A 22,067-nucleotide genomic window follows, 5' to 3' on the forward strand; every position below is an offset into this window, starting at 1 on the left:
GATGGTGGTGGACGATCACCCGATGTGGCGCGACGGGGTATCCCGCGATCTCGCCGAGGCCGGGTTCGTGGTCGTCGCGACCGCCGACGGCGTCGGTTCGGCCACCAGGCGCGCCGCGGCGGTGCGGCCCGCCGTTGTGCTGATGGACATGCAGCTGCCGGATGGGAACGGCGCCGTCGCCACCGCCGAGGTGCTGCGGGTCTCGCCGCAGAGTCGGGTGCTGGTGCTCTCGGCGTCGGCCGAGCGCGACGACGTGCTCGAGGCGATCAAGGCGGGCGCGTCCGGTTACCTGGTCAAGAGCGCGTCGGCGGCCGAACTGATCGACGCGGTGCGCGCGACCGCCGCGGGTCAGCCGGTGTTCACGCCCGGGTTGGCGGGTTTGGTGCTCGGCGAGTACCGCCGGATGGCGACCGCGCCCGCCGAACCCGACGCACCACACCGGCCCGCGCTCACCGAACGGGAGACCGAGGTGTTGCGGATGGTGGCGAAAGGGTTGTCCGCCAAGCAAATCGCGTCGCGACTCGGGTTGAGCCACCGGACGGTGGAGAACCACGTGCAGGCGACGCTGCGGAAGTTGCAGCTGGCCAACCGGGTCGAACTCACCAGGTACGCGATCGAACAGGGGCTCGAGTAGGCCGGGTCGTCCGACCAACGGAGGATACGACGCGCGCCGGAATCCGGGATCGCCCTGATGCCGAGACCGGCGCCCCTCGGTAGCCTCGAAGCCATGGGCGGATCCGAATCGATATCCAATGGTGTCGGCTCCGATGGCGCGATCGGCGATCGGGATCTGCGCGTCTCCGACGCCGAACGCGAGCACGTCGGGCAGCTGCTGCAGCGGGCTGTCGGCCTCGGAATGCTCTCGCTCGGCGAGTTCACCGAGCGGATGGACACCGCGCTGGCCGCCAAGACCCGCGGCGAACTCAACGCCGTGCTCATCGACCTGCCCGGCGTCCGCCTGATCGGGCAGCCCGCCGCTCGGCCCACGACGTTCGTGAACTCGACGCCCTCGTTCGCGAATCGGCCGCCGATGCCGCCTGCCCCGGCGGGAAATGTGATTCGAAGCCGCATGTCGAGCGTGACCAGGCGCGGGCCGTGGCATGTCGCGCCTACGCTGCACCTGAACACCTGGTTCGCGGGCGTCACTCTCGATTTCACCGAGGCGGTCATGTCCACCCAGGTGGTCGAGTTGAGCGTCGACGACTTCTGCAGTTCGCTCACCCTGGTGGTGCCCGCCGAGGCCACCGTCGACATGAACGGTCTGGACCTCATCGGCGCGAGCGTCAACAACAAGGTCCGCACCGGTCCTCCGATCGGCCCGCTGCACCTCGTCGTGCACGGCCGCGTCCGCTTCGGGTCGGTCACCGCCAAGCACCCGTTCATCGCCCAGTGGCGCAAACTGCTCGGGCAGTGATAGGTGCCGCGCCCTGGCCGTGGGCGCCGACCTGCAGGTAGCCTCCTGATATGACCGCCGCCGAGCACTTCGAGGAGCCCATCAGGGGTCACATGGTGCTGGTTCCGACTCCACCGCCTGGCGGGTTCACTGCTCGTGATCTACCCCGACTGATGGAAGTGATCGATGCGCGGTTCGAACTCCTGGACGGTGAAGTCGTCATGATGGCGCCGTCGACCCACTGGCACAACGAGGTCATCGATATCCTCAAGTTCGCCTTGCGCCGAATCGCTCCGGATTGGGCCGTCATCGCGAGCGAGCAGGGTGTCGACTTGGGGTCGACCGTTCCGGAGCCGGATCTACTCGTGGTGTCCCGCAGCGTCGTTACCGCGGATTCACTCGCCTTTCGGCCGGAGGATGTGCACCTGGTGGTGGAGGTCGTCTCGCGCGGCACGAGGACCAAGGACAGGATTCTTCGGCCCGCCCAGTACGCCGAGGCCGGAATCAAATGCTTCTGGCGTGTAGAGAACGAGTCGAACGCCATCGTCGTCTACACATTCGAGCTGCTGCCGGAGGGCGGCTATGCGCCGACCGGCGTGCATCGGTCACGGGTCGTCGTCGATCGGCCGTTTTCGATCGACATCGAATTGCCAGAGGTGACTTGGTAGTTCGGGCGGTCAGGTGTTGACGCCGATGCGGCGGGCGAAGGCGCGCAGCGGGACTCGGCGGTCGTGGTCGAGAAGCTCGGAGACGATGTGGCGGGGCAGGGACTGGTATTTGATCCAGTCGACGCCGCCGACGCGTTCGGCGTTCAGCAGCGCGTCGAGGGCGCGCTGGTGCTGCCCGGTCCTGGTCAGGGCGACCGCGGTGTCGGCGAGGTGGCGGGCGCGCGAGGCCTGCGGCAGGCCGCTGTTCGCGGGCATCTCCTTCGCCGCGGCCAGCGCCTCCGGATAGCGCTCGGAGGAGACGTTCACGTCCACCGTCTGCATGACGACCTGGGAAGGCCCGAAATACGTTTCGTAGTCCTGCCGGTCGCCGCCGATGCGCAGCGCGATCTCGCTCGCCGCCTCGACCAACGACAGCGCGTCCGGCACGTTCTGGGCTCGGCCCGCCGCGGTCGCGCCCTGGAGCACGAGGGAACCGTAGGCGGACAGGTGCGCGGCCTGCACCTCGCCCGCGGGCTCCAGATCCGTCGCGGCGCGCAGGGCGACCCGGCGCGATTCGTCGTAGCGGCCCTGCACCAGCAGCTGCCACGCCACCGACCCGCGGATGGTCGCCAGCAGCAGCGGATCGTCACCGCGCTCGGCGGCGGCCAGCGCCTGGCGGATGGCGAGGAACGCCGGATCGGTGTGCCCGAGATGCACCAGGGTGCAACCGGTGACCCAGCACATCCGGGCGAGCAGCTCGTTGGCCGGGGCGACCGTGCCGTTGCGCGCGGCGTGCACGGTGGCGCGCAGTTGGGTGAGGCTGGCGGGCAGGATCGTGGTGAGCAACTCGTAGCGGCCCGCCCAATACGCGCCCCAGGCGTAGTCGACCGCGCGGCGGCCGTCGTCGAGGCTCACCGCCTCCTCCTCGGGCACCTCGCCGAGCAGATCGTCAACGGGGGTCAACGCGCGCCGGATGGCGACGATGCCCGCGTCCGGGTTGCCGGAAGGTATCCCGTGGCGCTTGCCGATCAGATCGGAGATGTCGACATCGAGCGCGCGCGCCAGTTTCTGCAGGCTCGCGATGGAGGCTGTCTGGCGTCCACCTTGCTCGAGCTTGCGCACGAGATCCACGCTCACACCGGCTTGGTCGGCGAGCTGGCGCTGCGTGAGCGCTTTGCCGCGAAAGCGCCGGATCCGCACCCCGATCGACGATTCGTCCATGTACCCAAGTCCTTTGTTAAATCTGGGTTTCAGAGTACGACGCTACGGGATGGACTTCACCCGAAGTGGGACATTGCGTACGACTCGTTGGCCGCTGGTTGGAATACCGTTGCCTTTCTGCAACTTTGAGAATGCAAAGGGCGGCGGCAATGACAACGATGCCGAACACCACTGTGCGAGCCCGGCGCGCCGATCGCGCGACCGCGTCGCAAGTTTTTCTCGCTCGACCCGAACAGTTGCGCCCGCACGGTCGTGACGTGCACGACCTATTACGTCGACGGCCGATCAGCTACAGCAACGTCATCGCGTGAGGGGAAGCATCATGTTCGAACTCTGTCACAGCCCGCTCGAGGCGGCGCACCTGCTCCGACATAGGTTCGGATTGCCGGTCCAGCTGCTCGCCGGGCGACCCGTGGTGACCACGGGCAGCCTGCTCGGTGGCGTCGTTATGCCGCCGGATCTCGGCAGTAAAGTGCTCGCCACGCTGGACCGCCAGATGACCGCCCCGGTAGTCGCCGACCCCGGGGACCGCACCTGGACGTTCCTGGTGACCCCGCCGAGCCCGGTCACCCCGGTCGACGTGCACGTCCGGCGCTGCCTGGCCGCACATCAGGTCACCGTGATTCCCGGCGGCCGTCACGTGCTGTTGCCGAGCACAGACTCTCGCCTCGGCTGGCATTGGGCGTCCGAACCCGACGCAGGCGTGCTGCGTATGCCGCCGCGTTCGGCGGTTATCGGCGCTATCCATCACGTGACCGGCATGCGGGCCGCGCCCGCCTCATGACCGCCTGGCGCGACCGGCCCCCACCCGGCATCCGGTTGGGGGTCGGTCTGGGCGAAATCGGGTAGATATCGGGCATCGGCCGGGGGTTTCTACTCATGCTCGGTAAGGATGAGGGGCCGAGCATGGGGTCATGACTACATCTCTCGATCCGGCGCTGATCTCGCGCTTGTCCGGTGAGTTCACTGCGCTGGGGACGCGGATGGGCGCACTCGGGCGGGATCTGGCGCTGCTGCACGAACAGGTGGCCCCGGAACGTGCCCCGGACGCGGGTACGTCAGGCGGCCCGGCGGCCCCGGGCGTGGCGGAAGTGATTCCGGCTGCGGCCGAGGCCGGCTCGCCTGCGAGCGTGAGTTCGGGCGCGGATGACGCCGAAGGACCGTCGAGTTCGTCTGATATCGAGGCTGGTTCGGCTGCGGCTGCGCGGTCGGGTGCCGGAGGTGCTACGGCCGGTGTCGGCTCGGCCGGTACAGAGGGCGGGTCGCCTGGTGGTGCAGGTCCGTCGGGTTGGCCGGGTGCGGTGTCGGCAGTGGGTGGGGTTTCGGCTGCGGCCGCTGTTCCGCCGCCCCTTCTTCCGCCGACGGCGCCCCAGCCTGTTTACGGGGCTGCGTATGGGCCTGCGCCGGAGCGGAATTGGGTCTGGCTGCCGGGATCGGGTGCGGTGGTCCCGCCGGGTGCGGTGCCGCCAACGGGCATCCCGCAGCGACCGGGCGTGCCGCAGGGATGGTCGATGCAGCCGGGCTTGCCGCCGAATGTGGGCAGGCGGATGATGCCGCCCGCGCCGCCGCGGCGGGAGCCGCAGGTTCCGTGGTGGCAGCGGGACGGGGTGATCAGCCGGGTGCTCGCGGTGGCGGGTGTGGCGGTCACGCTGGTCGGTGTGGTGATGCTGTTGGTGCTCGCCGCGCAGGCCGGGTTCTTCGGGCCGGTGCCGAGGGTTGTTTCGGGAGCGGTGTTCTCGGCCGCGCTGGTCGGCGCGGGTGTGCGGGTCTTCGACAAGGCCGGTGGCCGGGTCGGCGGAATCGCCTTGGCGGCAACCGGTGTCGCGGGTACTTATCTCGACGTGGTGGCCGTGACGGCCGTCTATCACTGGTTGCACCCGGTGCTCGGACTTGCGGTGGCGCTGGCCGTCGCGGCCAGTGGCGTCGGGCTCGCGATGCGGTGGAATTCGCAGCCGCTGGCGGTGCTCGTCGTGCTGGGCGCGGCGCTGCTCGCGCCGTTCGTGACCGCCGACCTGGTGCTGCTCGGATTCCTGATCGTGCTGCAATTGGCTTGCATTCCGGTGCAATTCGGCCGGGACTGGCCGTTCCTGCACGTGGTGCGGACCGTGCCCGCGGTGCTGGCCACCCTGGTCGGTGTCCTCATCGCGCTGGTGGAGCCGTTCGACAGCACGCGCGAGCTGTGGCTGCTGGAAGCATCGATCGCGATCGCGGTGGTCGGGTTGGCCGGGACCGTGCTGGTCGTGCGCGGGCGCGCAGGTGACATCACCGCGACGCTGGCCTTCGCGATCTCGACGACCCCGCTGCTCGCGGTGGTGGCGCTGTTCGACCGCCGTATCGCCGCCCTCATCGCAGCGGCGCACGCGGTGGTGCTCTTGTCCGTCGCGGCGACCGCATCGACGCCGAAAATGCGTGCGCTGGTGAAGGTTCCCGGCCATACCGCCATCGCAGCCGCGGTCGCTGGTTCCTTCGCGTTGCTCGAGGCATGCGTCGGCGTGACGAGCGCCCAGACCCTCCCCATCGCGACACTGCTGGTCGCGCTCGGCTTCCTCGGGGTGGCAGGCCAGGTGCGCTCCGGCGCCGCCGCCTGCCTCGGTCTCGCCTTCGCGCTGATCGGCGGCCTCGCCTTCGCGGCCATGGCGACGCCGGAAAAGCTCGCGTCGCAAGATCTTGCCGAGCAGTACCTGTCCCTTTCCACCACGTTGGCGGCAGTCATCGGACTGGCCGTCGTCGCGGTGGCGGTCTGGACCGTCCGAAGACTCGCGGGCACGCCGAAGGGCGGGGCGGAGGAATCGATGCTGTGGATCGCCGCGAGCGGCGCGGCGCTCTACCTGGTGACGGCCGCGATCGTCGCGGTCGGCGTCGCCGCCGGCGCCGCGGACGGCTTCGTCATCGGCCACAGCGTCGCGACCATCGTGTGGATGGTGGCGGCCACCGCGGCCCTGCTCTACGGTCTGCGCAACCTCGCCCGCTCCGCCGCCATCGCCAAGGTCGCCCTCGGCTCCGGCCTCCTGGTCACCACCGCCGCACTGGCCAAGCTCTTCCTCTTCGACCTGGCCACCCTGGACGGCCTGATCCGCGTCGCCGCCTTCCTGGTGGTCGGAATCCTCCTGCTGCTCACCGGAACCCGCTACGCGCGCGCCTTCGCCGAAGCGGGAGCCCCTGGCACCGCATCGCCGGACGGCAACGAAGCCCGCTGAGCGATCAGTCCTCGTCGCGGCGGCGGAGAAGTTCGTTGACGCTCACCGAGCGCCCGTCACCGCTGTGGTGCCTGCCTTCCTCCGAGTCGGCCACGCGGCGGCGGGCGGAGCGGAGTTCGGCCATCCAGTTCTCGATGCTGGTGCGGTTGTCGGTCGGCGTTTCGGATGCGCTGTCGTCCGGGGCCGTGTGCTGGGAAGGCTCCGGGGTCGCCCGGTGGTGAGTGGAACCCGATGCCGCGGAAGCGGTTTGGTGATTCGCCTCGGCATAGGTGTGATGGCCGGCGGCGACGGCCGGATCGTAGGCAGTCGACCCGTGCGGGGGCGAATCCGGCGCGGTGCCGCGCGCGCGGGAGGTCGCTCCTGATTCGAGGGGCCGGGTCGCATCGTCCATGGGGTCAGCGGTTTCCCGCACCCGGGGCGGTTCGGTGAACGGCACGGCACGCGGCCGCGGCGGCTCCGCCGGCGTCGGCTGCACCGGCCGTCCCGTGTTCTGTTCCGGCAGCCCCGACAGCGAACTCGCCCGCGGCCGGGTCGGATCGTGCGGTCCGGACGCCACCGGGCGCGGCGGGGCGGGCGGCGCCGGACGCGCCCCCGGAGTCGCCGGACGCGGTGCGGGCGGCGGGACCGAATCGATACTTTGCGTAGGCGCTTCGGCCTCGATCTCCTCGATGGTCCGCGGACGACGCGGAGTGCGCGGCTGCTTACCCTCCGACACCGCGGGCATCTGCATCGTCACCGGATCGGTGATGGGGGTGGTCTTGACCAGGTCGACCACCTCGCCGCCGCCGGGGCGCTCGTCGTCGAGGATGGGCTCGCCGAGGCCGATCTTCTGCTGGATGCGCTTCATCCAAGCGGGAGCCCACCAGCAGTCGTCGCCGAGCAGCTTCATGGTGGCGGGCACCAGCAGCATGCGCAGAATGGTCGCGTCGATGAACAGCGCCGCGATCAGGCCGTAGGCGATGTACTGCATCATCACCAGGTCGGAGAACGCGAACGCGCCGACGACCACGAGCAGGATCAACGCGGCCGCGGTGATGATGCGTCCGGTGTGCGCGGTGCCCGCCCGCACGGCCTCCGTGGTGGACGCGCCTTGCGTGCGCGCCTCGACCATCCGCGAGAGCAGGAAGACCTCGTAGTCGGTGGACAGACCGTAGATCACCGCGATGATCAGCACCAGAACAGGCGACATGATCGGCTGCGGCGTGAAGTTCAACAGGCTCGCGCCGTGACCGTCGACGAAGATCCAGGTCAGAATGCCCAGCGTGGAGCCAAGACCGAGCGCGCTCATGAGCGCGGCCTTGATCGGCAGCACCAGCGAGCCGAAGGTCAGGAACATCAGCAGCGTGGTCACGAAGATGACCAGCGCGATCATCAACGGCATGCGGTCGAGCAGCGCGTCGATGCTGTCCTTCTGGATCGTCGGCTGACCGCCCACGTAGAGCTGGACATTGTCGGGCACGTCCATCGAGCGCAGATACTCGATGGTCGGATCGGCGTTCTCCGAATCCTCCAGCGTCGCGCTCGTCCGGTAGACGTCGGGATCACTGGTCGAGCGGCTCGGCACCTCGAACTTGCCGGTGAGGCCGGGCGCTTCGCTCGCCTGCTTCCAGACCTTGCCGACCGCGGCGCTGTCGTCGGAGACCATCACCAGCTGCACCGGGTCGGTCTTGCGCAGCGGGAAGACGTCGTAGAACTCCTCCAGCGCGACGCGGGTCTTGTTGTCCGGCGGCAGGTATCGCTCGTTGATGCCGCCGAAGGCCAGGTTCTTCACCGGGATGATGAGCAGCAGCAGGCCGATGCAGATCGGCACGGCGATCTTGAGCGGGTGCTTCATCACCCACTGCGTCGTCCTGCCCCACAGGCCGTTCTCGACTTCCTCCGCGGTCTTGGTCTTGCGGAAGCGCTTGAGGCCGAGCATGTCGACGCGCTTGCCGAGCACGCCGAGCATCGCGGGCAGGATGGTGATCGCGGTGAGCGCGGCCAGCGAGACCGTCGCGATGGTGCCGTAGGCGACCGATTTCAGGAAGCCCTGCGGGAACAGCAGCATGCCGCCGAGGCTGGCGATGATCATGGTCGCGGAGAACACGACAGTGCGGCCCGCCGTCATCACCGAGCGCCGCACGGCCGCGCGGGTGTCGTACCCCTCGGCCAGTTCCTCGCGGAAACGGCTGACGATGAACAGGCCGTAGTCGATGGCGAGGCCGAGGCCGATCATCGAGACGACGCCGGAGACGAACGAGTTCACCTCGGTGAACTTCGTCAAGAACATGATGATGCCGTTGGCGCCGATCACCGTCAGACCGCCGACTACCAGCGGCAGACCCGCCGCGACGAGACCGCCGAAGATGAAGAACAGCAGCACCGCCACCGCGGGGATGGCCAGTATCTCCATGCGCTTCTGGTCGGCGGCCATGGTGTCGTTGAGCGTGCCCGACACCGCTTGCAGGCCGGTGACCTGCACGTCGACGCCCGGAATGTAGAAGACGTCCTTCACTTTCCGGTAGTTGCGCACCATCTCGGTGTCGTTGTCGCCGACGATGGCGATGGAGGCGAAGGTGTACTTCCTGTCCTTCGAAGCGAAGGTCAGCGGAACGCCCGGTCCGGTCTCGGTCTGCCAGTAGGCGCCGTTGACCTTGGCGATCTCGCTCGGGTGTTCCTTCGGCAGCCGGTTCAGGCTGTCGACGATCTTGTCGCGGAACTGCGGGTCGTCGATCGTCTTGCCGTCCGGTGCGGTGTAGAGCACGATCACGTCGCTGTTGTGATCGCGCCCGAAGGCCGCGTCGGCCGTCCGCGCGGCCTGCGCGGATTCCGATGTCGGGTCGTCCCATCCGCTGGAGCTGAGGTGGTGTTCCAGGCCGAGGCCGTAGCCTCCCAATGCCAGGAGGGCCGCGCAGACGATGCCGATGACGGCCCAGCGCAGCCGGTAGACCAGATCGCCCCAGCGTGTGAACACTAAGCGACTCCTTGGGCGGGGCGAGAGGTGAGCAGCGCCGACAGCGGCCGGAACGGCTGCAGCCAGGCGCCCTCGTCGGGCAGCGAGTCGAGGCTGACCCTGGGCAGCGGTTCACGGAACACGCCCGGGATGTCCTCGAGGTCTATGAATTCGAGCGTATCGGATGTTACGGCCCAACTGGCGTGCTCGCGGAAGCCCAACACCTGAACGGGAATTCCGCGCGAGGCCAACCGTTCCAGCGGCTCGCGGAAGGCTTGCCCGTCGGCGGAGGCGACCATGATTCCGGCCAGTCCCGCGCCGCGACTGCGCAACTCGATGTGCGCGAGCATGTCCGCGTCGACATCGGAATCGTCGTCGACCTTCGGTTTGGCGAACACGGCGTAGCCGACGTTGCGCAGCGCCTCGACCCACGGGCGCACCACGTCGGCGGTGCCGGGCGCGATGTTGGTGAAGACGGTGGCCTCCGGCTCGACCCGGGTCGTGCTGCCGACCGACAGTTCGGCTGTGCGTGCGAGCAGCCAGCGGCCGAGCGCGTCGAACCGAGGACGGTACGCGGCGGTCGGGCGGCCGCCGAGGATGGCGCCGAGACCCATGTCGAGGTTGGGCGCGTCCCAGACGAGCAGCACCCGGCGCACGTCGGGCGCGGCGCCGCCGAGCCCTTCCGATCCGGCGCCGTGCCCCTCCGCGGTGACGTCGACCACCTCATGGGCCATCTCGCTGACGCTCATGCCTGCGCCTCGCTGACGCTCGGCTCCGGCATGCGTCTCATGACCGTCATGACGGCCGAGCTAACTGGTCGCTCGCTGCGCTCGCTCATCATTCGATCTTGCCCCATATGAACTCGGTGATGGCGCTGCCCGCCCGATGTGCCTTGCCTTCGAATTTGGTGACGGGGCGGTCGAAGCCGATCGGGGCGCTGTCCTCGTTGTCCGCGCTGACGCCGCCCGTCGCCTCGTTGAGGCCGATGAACAGCGGTTCCGCGGCGCCGACTTCGGCGATGTGTTCCGCGTAACCCGCGTGGTCGGTCGCGACATGCAACACACCTCCCGGACGGAGGCGGTTCGCGATGAGCGAGAGGGTCGCGGGCTGCAGCAGCCGCCGCTTGTGGTGCCTCGCCTTCGGCCACGGGTCGGGGAAGAACACGCGGACGCCGGTCAGCGACTCAGTAGCAATCATGTGCTCGAGCACATCTACGGCGTCGCCGCGGAGCAGCCGGATGTTACCGATGTCCTCGCGCTCGATGCGCTGCACGAGCTGAGCGAGGCCCGGCTGGTACACCTCGATGCCGATCAGGTTCAGGTGCGGCTCGGCCAGCGCCATCTCGGCGGTGGCAGTGCCTGTCCCGCAGCCGATCTCGATGACGAGCGGGGCTTCGCGTCCGAACCAGGCGGTGGCGTCCAGCGGTGCGTCGGATACCTCGCGGCCGATCTTCGGCCACATGCGATCCCACGCGCCCTGCTGGTTCGGGGTCAGCGCGCCCCGGCGGGAGCGGAAGCTGGTCACCCTCGGGTAGAGGCGGGAGCCGGTTGGCGATCGTCTGCCTGCTTCGAGCGGGGCCGATGCTGTGGACGGCCTGCCCGGAACCGACTCGACAGTGTGGTTGGCGGCGTCGTTCACGGCGTCCATTGTCCAGCATCCGGAGAACAGCACGGCAATCGAACCCCGACCGCGCGGTCTTCGCGAGGTCAGGCGGCGCGTTCGGCGACGATCCTCGGCGCGGGCGGGGTCTCGCCGCGCAGCGGCCGCCCGAGCACGACCTTCACCGTGGTGGTCGCCATTTCCAGTAGCCCGCGCAGTCCGGTCGGTGAGGCGAGCACCGACCACACGGTGGAGTCGGAGTCGGCGGTCGGCGGCTCGCCCGCCAGCCGGTCGGCCAGCCACGCCAGGCTGATCGGGGTGGCCAGCGGCAGCATCGAGAAGTGCTCGCTGAGCCGGTCGCGCACGTAGGTGACCGACGCGCCGCCCTTCCGGTAGCGGGCGACCTGACCGTCCACGCCCTCTATGTGGATGACCTGGTCGTGCACGGGTTGCAGCATGAGCAACGGGCAGGTGGGGGTGGAGTGGCCGAGACGCAGGTCGTCGAACAGGTCGCGGAACTCGGGGGTGGAAAGCAACTCCTGCAACGGGCGCTGCAGGAAGTCGTCCATCTTCTTGCCCGCGAGCGCGAGGATCGCGCCGAGCGGCGTCGAGGTCTCGGCCGTGGTGACGAAGTGGCGTCCTTCCGGCGTGAGTTCCTCGTCGATCACGGCGCCGAGGGCCGGGTAGAGCTTGCGCAGCGCGGCGATCACGATGGCGGGCAGACCGGCGTAGCTGCCGCCGTTGAGCCTGCGAAACACCTGCTCGGGGTCGCCGACCGGTGCGCCGAGCACCGCGCCGGCGATGTTCAGCTCCGGCGCGTAGGTCGGCGCCATCTCCACCACCCAGGAGCTGGCCATGCCGCCGCCTGAGTAGCCCCAGACGCCGACCGGTGTGTCGGCGTGCAGGCCGAGCGGTGCGAAGCCGAGCGCCGCGCGGATGCCGTCGAGCACGCGATATCCGGGTTCGCGCGGTGCGCCGAAGTTGCCGTGCGGTCCCTCGTGATCGGCGATCGAGACCGCCCAGCCGCGGCGCAGCGCGTTCGCGACCAGCAGCCACTCGACCTGGGTGACCGCGCCGATCGCGCGGGAACCGCGCCGCAGGGCGTAGGACGGCGAGCACTTCTCGGTGACCGCGTCCATGGCGGTCTGAAAGGCCAGCAGCGGACGGTCCTCGGATGGGTCGGCGCCGTCGGGCAGCAGCACGGTGGTCACGGCCACCTCGGGCGCGCCGTGCAGATCGTGGCTGCGGTAGAGCAGCTGCCAAGCCGAAACCTGTTGCGGCACAAGACCGAAGAGCGCGAGGTCGATGGCGCGGCTGCGAAGGATGGCGCCCGCTGGCTTGGCTGCGAAACCGCGTGGTGGCCGGTAGAACGGATCGGCGCTGGGTAGTAGTGGCTTGTCGCCGGGCAGCAGCGCCTGGGCGCCGTGGGCCGGCCGGTGGCCGACGGCCTCCGGTCCACTGTCGACAACACCGATGGCGTCGACGGTCATCGCAACCTCCTCGACGGGCCGTAGCGCCCGCCTCAAAAGCAAAGCTGCGCACCGTCAATGGTGCCGACCACCAGTGCAGAGTAAGTGAAGCCCGGCATCTGTGTGAACCCAGATAGCAGGGGGTGAGAGCGGCACTAGACTGCCGACATGAGTTCACCGACCGTGTTCATCACCGGTGCGGCGGCCGGTATCGGCCGGGCTACGGCACTTCTTTTCGCTGGGCACGGGTACCACATCGGCGCCTATGACATCGACGAGGTCGGCCTCTCCCGGCTCGCCGCGGACATCAACGCCGCAGGTGGCAGGGTGCGCACAGGGGTGCTCGATGTGACGAACAACACTCATTGGGCCGAGCGACTCGCCGAGTTCTACGAGGAAACGGGCCGGCTCGACATCCTGATCAACAACGCGGGCATCCTGCGCTCCGGCCACTTCGAAGAGATCGACCTGGCCACCCATCAAGCGATCATGGACGTGAACCTGGGCGGCGTCCTGGCGGGCGCCCACCACGCCTTCCCGTACCTGCGCGACACCAGGCGCTCCCAGGTGGTGAATCTCTGCTCGGCCTCGGCTATCTACGGCCAGCCCGAACTCGCCAGCTACGGCGCGACCAAGTCGGCGGTCAAAAGCCTCACCGAGGCATTGGATCTCGAATGGTCGCGGCACGACATCCGGGTGATCGCGGTGTGGCCGTTGTTCGTGGCGACCGCGATGGTGGAGGGGATGGACACCGCGACGACCAAATCGCTCGGTGTGCGGCTGACCGCCGCCGATGTGGCCGACGGCATCTGGGAGGCGACGAGTAAGCGCCCCAGGCTGCCACGGGTGCACTACGAGATCGGTATGCAGGCGAAGGTGCTGGCCACCGCCGCCAAGTACGCCCCGAGCTGGGCCGTCCGCGCGGCCAACAAATACTTCTCCGGTTCCTGAGCGGTCGGCACTGCCGGTTACCGCTCGGTCTGACAGAATTGCGCCTCGACAAGGGGGTGTGTAGCCATGCCGACGGCCACCGAATTCAACGGGCAGCTGCGCGAACGGGGCGTGCCGACGCGCGAAGGGGATCAGCTGGATCGGCTTCTCGTCGATCTGCAAGCGGCGGGCGGGCGGAGCGCCGCGATCGGCCATCACGCCAACAGTGCGGTCAACGGCTGGCGCAGGCCGCCGCGCATCCAGGTGACCGGGCGCGCGCACGCGGGCCGGACCACGGTGCTGCACGCGCTGGCCCTGATGTCGGCCGCGGAGACCGGCCCGGTGGACGAGCCTGGCACGCCCGATCCGGTGCTCGACGCCGACATCGTGGTCTACGTCCTCGCGGGCGCGCCGCTGCCCGCGGATCGCAGGGTGCTCGCCGAACTGCCGCCCGAGCGCACGGTGGTGGTGCTGAACAAGGCCGACGCCATCGGCTCGCGCTGGGGCGACGCGGTCGCCGCCGCCGAGCAGTACACCAGGGAGCTGGGCATTCTCACACTGCCGGTGGTCGCCGCGCTGGCCGTCCGCACCAGGGCGGGCGCGGTCACCGATGCCGACATGGCCACGTTGCGCAGGCTCGCCGCCGACGCGGATCCCGCGCTGACGCTCTCGCCGGATCTGTTCGTCTCGCCGACCGCGGGCCCGGACGTCGCCGAACGCGAGCAGCTGCTGCACCGCTGGGAGCTCTACGGCATCACCTGCGCGCTGAGCGCCCTGCGTCACGATCCCGAGCTCGGCGCGCACGCGATCCTGCAACTGCTGCACGCCGCCAGCGGCATCGACGCGCTGCACCGTCTGCTGCACCGCCGCTACGAGCAGGTCTCGGCGCTGCGCGGCGGCGAACTGCTCGACGAGCTGGCCAGGCTGGCCGCCCGCGCGGTGCCCGGCGAGGCCGGGCGGGCCAGGGACATCCTGGAGGACTATCTGTACGGCGACGAGGCGATGTGGCTCGCTTTGTGCGCGGGCCTGGCGAATCCCGCGGTCGCGCATCTGGCCGCGGGCTACCCGTCGCCCGCGCCCGCCGACGCCGACGACGCGCTGACCAGGGCAGCGCGGTGGCGCGCCGTTGTCGCCGGCGACATGCCGCCCGAGGCGCGGCGCGCGGCGCTGCGGGTGCACAACGGATACATCCGACTATGGGAGCGAATGAGCAGTGCCGGACTCTGATCGACCGGATCCGGCGCCGCGGGGGCCAACCCCGCCGGAACCGCTGTCGGCGGACGTGGAGGCGGTGATCGCGCGCTGGAATCCCCAGGGCATGGCGTTGCTGAAGGCGGTGCGCGGCGCCGGAACGGTCTCGACCGTCGCGCTCATAGGTCCGGACGATGCCAACACCACCCTGCTGCGCACCGAGCTCGCGCGTTTCGAACCCCGCATCGATCTCACTGATCCGATGACCGACGCCAACGCCGCCGTGGAATCCACCGCGCCCTCCGGCGGCGCGCCCTCCGGCGTGGCGCTGATCCTGCTCGACGCGGGCAGCAGCCTCGGCGCCGACACGCTGGAGGTGGTGCGGCGCCTGCGATCCGACGGAACCCGAATCCTGCTGGTCATGAACGGCGTGCACGCCTACCAGGACTGGCGCACCGTGCGTTCGCACAATCTCGAACTGCTCACCGCGCGAGGCTTCGGCGACCTGGACATCCTCCCGGTCTCCGCGCGCCTCGCCGTAGCCGGACGCACCGGCGGCGACGCGGGCCTGATCGACCGCTCCGGGCTGGCGGCGCTGCACGCCGAACTGACCGTGGCCGCGGCGGGCGCGGAGGCGTCCGGCGACGAGCGGCTGACCGCCGTGCTCGCGCGGGTTCTCACCGATACCAAGAAGCGGGTCGTGGAACAGGTCGCCGCGCTGCGCTCGGGCGCGGAACCCGCGCGCTGGCGCGAGGAGCGCGCCACCCTGCTCGCGGGCCGCGACGGCGGCCGCGCCACCGCCATGTCGACGCTGCGCGGCAGGCTGCACTTGGCGCGCGTCGACCTGATGACCGAGGTGGGCGGACACGTCAGGGCGCTGCACACCGCCGCGCGTACCGAACTCGACCGCGTGCCGCCCGCCGAGCTCGGCGACTATCCGGACCGCCTGCAACAGTCCGTCACCGAGCTGACCGGCGCCGTGGACGCGAGCATCGAACACCGGCTCAGCGAACTGGCGCACCGGCTGGACGGCGTGGACCGAACGGATCTCGCGCCGCATCGCAGGCGCGATCCCGCGCCGCGGGTCGGTCCCGATCCCGAGCCGAGACACCGGGGTGTCGAAGATCACCTCATGATCGCCCTGGGCGCTTCGGCGGGCGTCGGCCTCGGCAGGCTGCTCGTCGCGCCGTTGTCGCTGGTGCCCGCGCTGGAGGTGGCGAGTATCCCCTTCACCTTGCTGCTCGGCGGCGTGGTGGCGTGGTGGGTGGTGCGGGCGCGGCGGCAGGTCGCCGACCGCGCGCACGTCCGGCAGTGGGTCGCCGACGCGCTGGTCAACGTGAAGGCCCAGCTGGAACAGCGGGTGGCGACCGCGCTGGTGGAAGCGGAGACCGAATTGGCCGATCGCGTCGTGCGCGCGAGCGCCATTCGCATCGTCGACACCGACCGCCGCGTGGCGGAGCTCGAGGCCAGGATTCGGCGGGCCGCGGCCGAGCAACCGGGGCAGCTGGCGGCATGCGAACGCGATATCGCGATCCTCGAGAGACACATCGTGCCTGTTGAATAGGCAACCGAATGGGTACATGGTTAGGAACCCGATTCCGTACTGGTCGTCACATCGCGTTAATCTCTAAGCAGGAACCTGGGCGTCCGCTTCGTCCATGTACGCCGTCCAGCCGGGGCGCGCTTTCGACTGGTCGTAGCGGGTTGCCTTCCCGCCAACGGTGGCGCTCGGTGTGTTCGCGCTGGTCATGGGCCTTGGGCCAGGCGGCGAAGCATCGGACAGCCGCCCATCTCAGGAGAGTTTTCATGACCTCAGCGACCATTCCTGGTCTTCGTGGATCCGACGGCCAGGCGCCGACCGAGCACAGCGAACTACTCGCCTGGGTACAAGAAGTCGCAGAACTCACTCAGCCGGACCGCGTGGTCTGGGCGGACGGTTCCGATGAGGAGTGGGACCGGCTGACCGCGCAGCTCGTGGCCGCCGGGACCTTCAAGAAGCTGGACGAGAAGAAGAAGCCGAACTCGTTCCTCGCCCTCTCCGACCCGTCGGACGTGGCCAGGGTCGAGTCGCGGACCTACATCTGTTCCAAGACCGAGGCCGACGCGGGCCCCACCAACAACTGGGTCGACCCCGCCGAGATGCGCGCCACCATGACCGAGCTGTACCGCGGCTCGATGAAGGGCCGCACCATGTACGTGGTGCCGTTCTGCATGGGCCCGCTCGGCGCCGAGGACCCCAAGCTGGGCGTCGAGCTCACCGACTCCGAATACGTCGTCGTCTCGATGCGCGTGATGACCCGGATGGGCACCGCCGCCCTGGAGAAGCTCGGCGCCGACCGGCCGTTCGTGAAGGCGCTGCACTCCGTCGGCGCGCCGCTGGCCGAAGGCCAGCAGGACGTGCCGTGGCCGTGCAACGACACCAAGTACATCACCCACTTTCCCGAGGACCGCGAGATCTGGTCCTACGGCTCCGGCTACGGCGGCAACGCGCTGCTCGGCAAGAAGTGCTACTCGCTGCGCATCGCCTCGGCGATGGCGCACGACGAGGGCTGGCTGGCCGAGCACATGCTGATCCTCAAGCTGATCTCCCCGGAGAACAAGGCCTACTACATCGCCGCGGCGTTCCCCAGCGCCTGCGGTAAGACCAACCTCGCGATGATCCAGCCGACCGTTCCCGGCTGGCGCGCGGAGACCCTGGGCGACGACATCGCCTGGATGCGTTTCGGCAAGGACGGCCGCCTGTACGCGGTGAACCCGGAGTTCGGGTTCTTCGGCGTCGCGCCCGGCACCAACCGCAAGTCGAACCCGAACGCGATGGCGACCATGGAGGCGGGTAACACCGTCTACACCAACGTCGCGCTCACCGACCACAACGATGTCTGGTGGGAGGGTCTCGAGGGCGAGCCCGATCACCTGATCGACTGGAAGGGCAACGACTGGTACCTCCGCGAGACGGAGACGCTGGCCGCGCACCCGAACTCGCGCTACTGCACCCCGATGTCGCAGTGCCCGATCCTGGCCCCCGAGTGGGACGACCCGCAGGGCGTGCCGATCTCGGCCATCCTGTTCGGCGGCCGCCGCAAGACCACGGTCCCGCTGGTCACCGAGTCCTTCGACTGGCAGCACGGCGTGTTCATGGGCGCGACGCTCTCCTCGGAGCAGACCGCCGCGGCCGAGGGCAAGGTCGGCACCGTGCGCCGCGACCCGATGGCCATGCTGCCGTTCATGGGCTACCACGTGGGCGACTACCTGGGCCACTGGGTCAACGTCGGCAAGAACGCCGATGCGGCGAAGCTGCCGAAGATCTTCTACGTGAACTGGTTCCGCCGCGGCGCCGACGGCCGCTTCCTGTGGCCCGGCTTCGGTGAGAACTCTCGCGTGCTGGAGTGGATCATCGGCCGCATCGAGGGTTCCGCTCAGGCCGAGCAGACCGCCATCGGCAACGTGCCGACCGCGGCCCAGCTCGACCTGGATGGCCTTGACGTGGACGCGGCGGACGTCGACGAGGCGCTCGCGGTGAACGCCGAGGAGTGGCGCAAGGAGATTCCGCTGATCGAGGAGTGGTTCGAGTTCGTCGGCGACAAGCTGCCTTCGGGCGTGCGCGACGAGTTCGAGGCACTCAAGCAGCGCCTGGGCTGATCCACCGACATACGCCACCGCCCGCACCCTTCCGGTGCGGGCGGTGGCGTATCTATTCGGTGCCGCTGCGGCTCCGTGCTATTCGGGGAACGGCGCCAGGCGGATGAGCGGCGCGAATTGCGCTGTGGTGAGCAGCCAGCGGGCTCGGCCGTTGGGGACGACGGCCGCTTCGGCGCGCAGGGCGGCGATCATGTGCCGTTTGAAGTCGTGCCGTGGGTGGCGGTGCAGCAGGTCGGTCACCCAGGCGGGGTCCAGGTCGGCCAGGCGCAGGCCGAGTACGTCGGCGCCCGCGCCGGCGGAGACGAAGCCGAGGTCGTCCGGACGGTCGGCGACACCGATGGTCAGGTGTGCGGCGATGGCCGCGCCGATTGTGCGGGCCTGTTCGGGCGTCGCGCCGGCTCCGGTCGCGAACTCGACCGCTCGTTCGGCGCCGACCACCGCGAAACACCTTCCCGGCGTGGGGTGTTCGAGATTCAGGTCGTGCAACAGGCAGGACACGTAGGCGAGTTCGTCGTCGTATTTCACGCCGTCGAGATCGGCGAGCGCGCGCCCGAAGAAGTAGCTGCGATAAGAATGTTCCAGGACGTGCGGCGTAAGACGTTCGCGCGCTTCGGTTTCCGCGGCGCGGGCGAGCCGGGAGTCGGGCAGTCGCAGTGCGTCGAAGTCGACGCGGCCCGCGCCGCGGCGGCCGAGAGCGAGCCGCACCTGCCCGGCCACGATGCCCGGCAGTGCCGCGACCAGCTTGCCGGTGAGTTGCCCGCGCTGGCGACGGGTCAGCGCGCCGCCGGTCCTGGTCGCCCATTCCCAATCCATGCCCGCAGGCGCTCTTCGGTCCTTTGCTGGCGCACCCACGCCGACCTCCTTCGTCTAGGTGTCTTCAGTGAACCGGCCGCCGGCGGTCGTGGACAGTGGCGCGAATGACAGTAAGGCTCTGATTCGTGCCAAACTGAAGGCGTGAAACAGGTGGTCGCGCTCGCGCTGGACGGCGTCATGACCTACGACCTGGCCTGTGCGGTCCAGGCCTTCCGGCACGGTCCGAGCAAGACCGGCGAAGGGCGCGGCTTCGAGATGCGGACCTGCGGCGTGCGGCCGGGGCCGGTGTGGACGCCCAACGGGTTCGACCTGCACGTCGAACACGGCTTGGAACTGCTCGAAGAGGCCGACGTCGTGGTCGTCCCAGGGATCGGACTGCCCACCTTGCCGCCCCCGCCCGAGGTGATCGACGCGCTGCGCGCGGCGGCCGGGCGCGGCTCGACGATGGTGAGCATCTGCGTCGGAGCCTTCGTGCTCGCCGCCGCAGGCCTGTTGGACGGGCGGCCCGCGACCACGCACTGGGCGTATTGCGAGGAGTTCGCCGCGCTGTTCCCCTCGGTCCGGCTCGACCCCGGCGCGCTGTACGTCGACGACGGCGACGTGCTCACCTCCGCGGGCCTCTCCGCGGGCCTCGACCTGTGCCTGCACCTGGTACGCCGCGAGCTCGGCGCCGGATTCGCCGCCGAGCTGGCGCGCTGGAACGTGACGCCGCCGCATCGGGAAGGCGGTCAGGCGCAATACATTCCGGACGCGCACGGCCGGATGGGCGACGGCCCGTCGGGACTTGCCGCGACCATGGCCTGGGCGGCGGCGAATCCCGCTGCGGCGCCAGATGTTTCCGCGCTGGCCCGGCACGCGCTGATGAGCGAGCGCACGTTCATCCGGCGATTCAAGGCCGAGGTGGGCGCGACGCCGCGGCGCTGGCTGGAGGCGCAGCGCACCGCGCGGGCGCGCGAATTACTGGAGACCACCGATCTACCGGTGGAAGTCGTTGCGGCGCAATCAGGTTTCGGCAGCGTCACCGCGCTGCGCACCCATTTGCGCGCCGCGACGGGCGCGACCCCCGCCGGATATCGCCGTTCGCTGCGTCGCTGATCGCTGCGCACCCGCGGGTGTGAGCCGCGCCACGCCGTGTCCTATTCTGATTTCGATTTCGGCTTCACAATCGATCGGCGCCTCGCCGCATGGCCGGGCCCGTCGGAGGGACTACTTCCCTATCGCCGTCGCGGCCCACGGCGAGCGGCGCGTAGAGAGCGTGAGAGGTGGTTGGAGCATGACCGATCTCGAGTTCGACGCGTGCGAAGCGTCGGCGGTGCTGGCCGCGCCCGCGGTCGCGAGCACGCCGCTGCACCGCCACGCCGGTCGCCTCCAGAAGGCGCTGCCGCCGGGCTGGCGGGTCGAGGTGGTGGACGCGCGGAGCCGGCCTGGTCGAGACGACACGGCGGCGCTGCGGGTCCTGATGCCAGACGAGTGAGGCGCGCCGCGCGGCGCGCCTCACTCGTCTGCCGGAGGTACGTCTAGCCGGTCCAGCCGAGCGGCATCAGCAGCGACTTCTGCTCGCAGAACGAGTCGAGACCCTCGGGGCCGTTCTCGCGGCCGAGCCCGGAGGCCTTGTAGCCGCCGAACGGCGACGTCGGATCGAAGGCGTACCAGTTGATCGCGTAGGTCCCGGTGCGCACCCGTGCCGCGATCTGCGCGCCGTGTTCGATATCGGTCGTCCAGACCGAGCCCGCCAGGCCGTAGGCCGAATCGTTGGCGATGGCCACCGCCTCGTCTTCGGTCTCGTAGGGGATCACCGAGAGCACGGGGCCGAAGATCTCCTCCTGCGCGATGGTCGACTTGTTGTCGACGTCGGCGAAGATCGTCGGTTCGACGAACCAGCCGCGGTCCAGGTCGGCGGGCCGCCCGCCGCCGAGCACCAGCCGAGCGCCCTCCGCCTTGCCCTTGGCGATATAGCCCTCGACGCGTTCGCGCTGGCGTTCGGAGATGAGCGGGCCGAACTGGACGGCGGGATCGGTGGGATCGCCGGTCTTCTGCGTGCGCACGTGTTCGACGAGCGCGTCGAGGATCTCGTCGTAGCGGCTGCGCGGCGCGAGGATCCTGGTTTGCGCGACGCAACCCTGTCCGCTGTTCATCAGGCCGGAGAAGGCCAGCAGCGGAATGCTCGCCGCGAGATCCATGTCCGGCAACAGGATTGCCGCGGACTTGCCGCCGAGTTCGAGCGAGACGCTCTTGAGTTGCCCGGTGGCGATGGCGCCGATCTTGCGTCCGACGGCGGTGCTGCCGGTGAAGGTGAGCTTGTCGACGCCGGGGTGCGAGACCAGGTATTCGGCGACATCGGCGTCGGCGGGCAGCACCGAGAGCACGCCCTCGGGCAGGCCGGCCTCGGTGAAGATGTCGGCGACCATGTTGGCTGTCAGCGGGGTGAGCGGCGCGGGCTTGAGCACCACCGTGCAGCCGGCGAGCAGAGCCGGGGCGAGCTTGTTGACCGCGAGGAACAGTGGCACGTTCCACGCGGTGATGGCGGCGACCACGCCGCGCGGTTCGCGCGTGACCCGCGTGGTGCCGAACCCGCCGACGCGCGTCTCCTGCCACGGAAACGTCTGCGCGAGTGCGGCATACGCGTCCAGTGCGGCGGTGGCCGGTATCTGGTTGAGGGTCATGGCGATCATCTGCGGCGCGCCCATCTCCGCGGTGAGCGTCGCGAGCAGGTCGGCCGATCGTTGCTCGATCAGGCGCGCGGCCCTGGTGAGCACCGCGGCGCGTTCGAGCGGCGGGGTCGCGGGCCACGGCCCGTGGTCGAAGGCGTGCCGCGCGGCGGCGACGGCGGCGTCGACGTCGGCCCGCTCCACCACGGGGACGCTGCCCACCGGCTCGACCGTTGCCGGTGAGATGACCTGAAGGCGCTCGGTGCCCGCTGGCGCGGTCCAGCGGCCGCCGATGAACAAGCTGTCGTAATGCATGGGAACACGTTACAGTTTTGCCGCCCATTTGTCTGTAACCTGTTTCAGTTTTATCCTCTGGCAAGCGTCTGAC

At 69.6% G+C, this 22,067-nt stretch carries 18 protein-coding genes; 11 read left to right on the plus strand and 7 right to left on the minus strand.

The features are described 5' to 3' along the window. Position 1 precedes the first annotated feature (1 nt). The 3 genes from NX1_RS15095 (at position 2) to NX1_RS15105 (ending at position 2,061) form a co-directional block, all read left to right on the plus strand. Positions 2-634, plus strand: a complete 633-nt coding sequence (locus tag NX1_RS15095; protein ID WP_068059069.1) for a response regulator — start codon at positions 2-4, stop codon at positions 632-634. Positions 635-775: 141 nt separating this feature from the next. After that, entirely contained in the window at positions 776-1,414 is a 639-nt protein-coding gene (locus tag NX1_RS15100) for a DUF1707 SHOCT-like domain-containing protein (protein WP_157119767.1), read from the plus strand. 50 nt (positions 1,415-1,464) lie between these two features. Further along, complete coding sequence (locus tag NX1_RS15105) at positions 1,465-2,061, plus strand: Uma2 family endonuclease (protein ID WP_068058872.1); 597 nt, start codon at positions 1,465-1,467, stop codon at positions 2,059-2,061. Between the two features lie 9 nt (positions 2,062-2,070). Here the strand turns inward: NX1_RS15105 and NX1_RS15110 are convergent, their stop codons facing one another. Continuing rightward, entirely contained in the window at positions 2,071-3,261 is a 1,191-nt protein-coding gene (locus NX1_RS15110) for a helix-turn-helix domain-containing protein (RefSeq protein WP_068058874.1), read from the minus strand. Positions 3,262-3,583: 322 nt separating this feature from the next. Here NX1_RS15110 and NX1_RS15115 point away from each other — a divergent pair, with 322 nt between their 5' ends. Both NX1_RS15115 and NX1_RS15120 read left to right on the plus strand, forming a co-directional pair. Continuing rightward, a complete protein-coding gene (locus NX1_RS15115; protein WP_068059072.1) occupies positions 3,584-4,045 on the plus strand; it encodes a hypothetical protein in 462 nt (153 codons plus the stop codon). 658 nt (positions 4,046-4,703) lie between these two features. Continuing rightward, positions 4,704-6,458 carry a DUF2339 domain-containing protein gene (locus NX1_RS15120; protein ID WP_245668515.1) on the plus strand — a complete coding sequence of 585 codons (1,755 nt, stop codon included), beginning with the start codon at positions 4,704-4,706 and terminating at the stop codon, positions 6,456-6,458. Positions 6,459-6,462: 4 nt separating this feature from the next. Here the strand turns inward: NX1_RS15120 and NX1_RS15125 are convergent, their stop codons facing one another. The 4 genes from NX1_RS15125 to NX1_RS15140 form a co-directional block, all read right to left on the minus strand. Continuing rightward, positions 6,463-9,411 carry an MMPL family transporter gene (locus tag NX1_RS15125; protein WP_068058876.1) on the minus strand — a complete coding sequence of 983 codons (2,949 nt, stop codon included), beginning with the start codon at positions 9,409-9,411 and terminating at the stop codon, positions 6,463-6,465. Further along, a complete protein-coding gene (locus NX1_RS15130) occupies positions 9,411-10,139 on the minus strand; it encodes an NYN domain-containing protein (protein ID WP_068058877.1) in 729 nt (242 codons plus the stop codon). Before NX1_RS15130 ends, NX1_RS15125 begins: the two co-directional genes overlap by 1 nt. A gap of 88 nt (positions 10,140-10,227) precedes the next feature. Continuing rightward, positions 10,228-11,037 carry a tRNA (guanosine(46)-N7)-methyltransferase TrmB gene (trmB, locus tag NX1_RS15135; RefSeq protein WP_068058879.1) on the minus strand — a complete coding sequence of 270 codons (810 nt, stop codon included), beginning with the start codon at positions 11,035-11,037 and terminating at the stop codon, positions 10,228-10,230. 59 nt (positions 11,038-11,096) lie between these two features. Next, positions 11,097-12,479 carry a lipase family protein gene (locus NX1_RS15140; protein WP_068058881.1) on the minus strand — a complete coding sequence of 461 codons (1,383 nt, stop codon included), beginning with the start codon at positions 12,477-12,479 and terminating at the stop codon, positions 11,097-11,099. Positions 12,480-12,626: 147 nt separating this feature from the next. Between NX1_RS15140 and NX1_RS15145 the strand changes: the two genes are divergently transcribed. From NX1_RS15145 to NX1_RS15160, 4 genes are all read left to right on the plus strand, one after another. Continuing rightward, positions 12,627-13,409 (plus strand): SDR family oxidoreductase, encoded by a 783-nt coding sequence (locus NX1_RS15145; protein ID WP_068058883.1) that lies wholly within the window; start codon positions 12,627-12,629, stop codon positions 13,407-13,409. A 66-nt stretch (positions 13,410-13,475) separates the two neighbouring features. Further along, on the plus strand, positions 13,476-14,615 hold the full coding sequence (locus tag NX1_RS15150; RefSeq protein ID WP_068058885.1) for a hypothetical protein: 1,140 nt from the start codon (positions 13,476-13,478) through the stop codon (positions 14,613-14,615). Then, on the plus strand, positions 14,602-16,143 hold the full coding sequence (locus NX1_RS15155; RefSeq protein WP_068058887.1) for a coiled-coil domain-containing protein: 1,542 nt from the start codon (positions 14,602-14,604) through the stop codon (positions 16,141-16,143). Before NX1_RS15150 ends, NX1_RS15155 begins: the two co-directional genes overlap by 14 nt. A gap of 242 nt (positions 16,144-16,385) precedes the next feature. Then, complete coding sequence (locus tag NX1_RS15160) at positions 16,386-18,218, plus strand: phosphoenolpyruvate carboxykinase (GTP) (RefSeq protein WP_068058889.1); 1,833 nt, start codon at positions 16,386-16,388, stop codon at positions 18,216-18,218. A gap of 78 nt (positions 18,219-18,296) precedes the next feature. Here NX1_RS15160 and NX1_RS15165 read toward each other — a convergent pair whose 3' ends face one another. Continuing rightward, positions 18,297-19,031, minus strand: coding sequence for an HD domain-containing protein (locus NX1_RS15165; protein ID WP_068058891.1), 735 nt, complete (start codon positions 19,029-19,031; stop codon positions 18,297-18,299). Positions 19,032-19,172: 141 nt separating this feature from the next. On the opposite strand from NX1_RS15165, the gene NX1_RS15170 reads away from it, so the two are divergent. Beyond that, positions 19,173-20,126: a GlxA family transcriptional regulator gene (locus NX1_RS15170; RefSeq protein WP_157119754.1), complete on the plus strand. Its 954-nt coding sequence runs from the start codon at positions 19,173-19,175 to the stop codon at positions 20,124-20,126. A 178-nt stretch (positions 20,127-20,304) separates the two neighbouring features. Then, positions 20,305-20,505 (plus strand): hypothetical protein, encoded by a 201-nt coding sequence (locus NX1_RS15175; protein WP_068058893.1) that lies wholly within the window; start codon positions 20,305-20,307, stop codon positions 20,503-20,505. Between the two features lie 43 nt (positions 20,506-20,548). On the opposite strand, the gene NX1_RS15180 is transcribed toward NX1_RS15175, so the two are convergent. Beyond that, positions 20,549-21,994: an aldehyde dehydrogenase gene (locus NX1_RS15180; protein WP_068058895.1), complete on the minus strand. Its 1,446-nt coding sequence runs from the start codon at positions 21,992-21,994 to the stop codon at positions 20,549-20,551. Positions 21,995-22,067: the final 73 nt, after the last annotated feature.

The organism is Nocardia xishanensis NBRC 101358, from assembly GCF_001613365.1.
Classification (GTDB): Bacteria; Actinomycetota; Actinomycetes; order Mycobacteriales; family Mycobacteriaceae; genus Nocardia; species Nocardia xishanensis.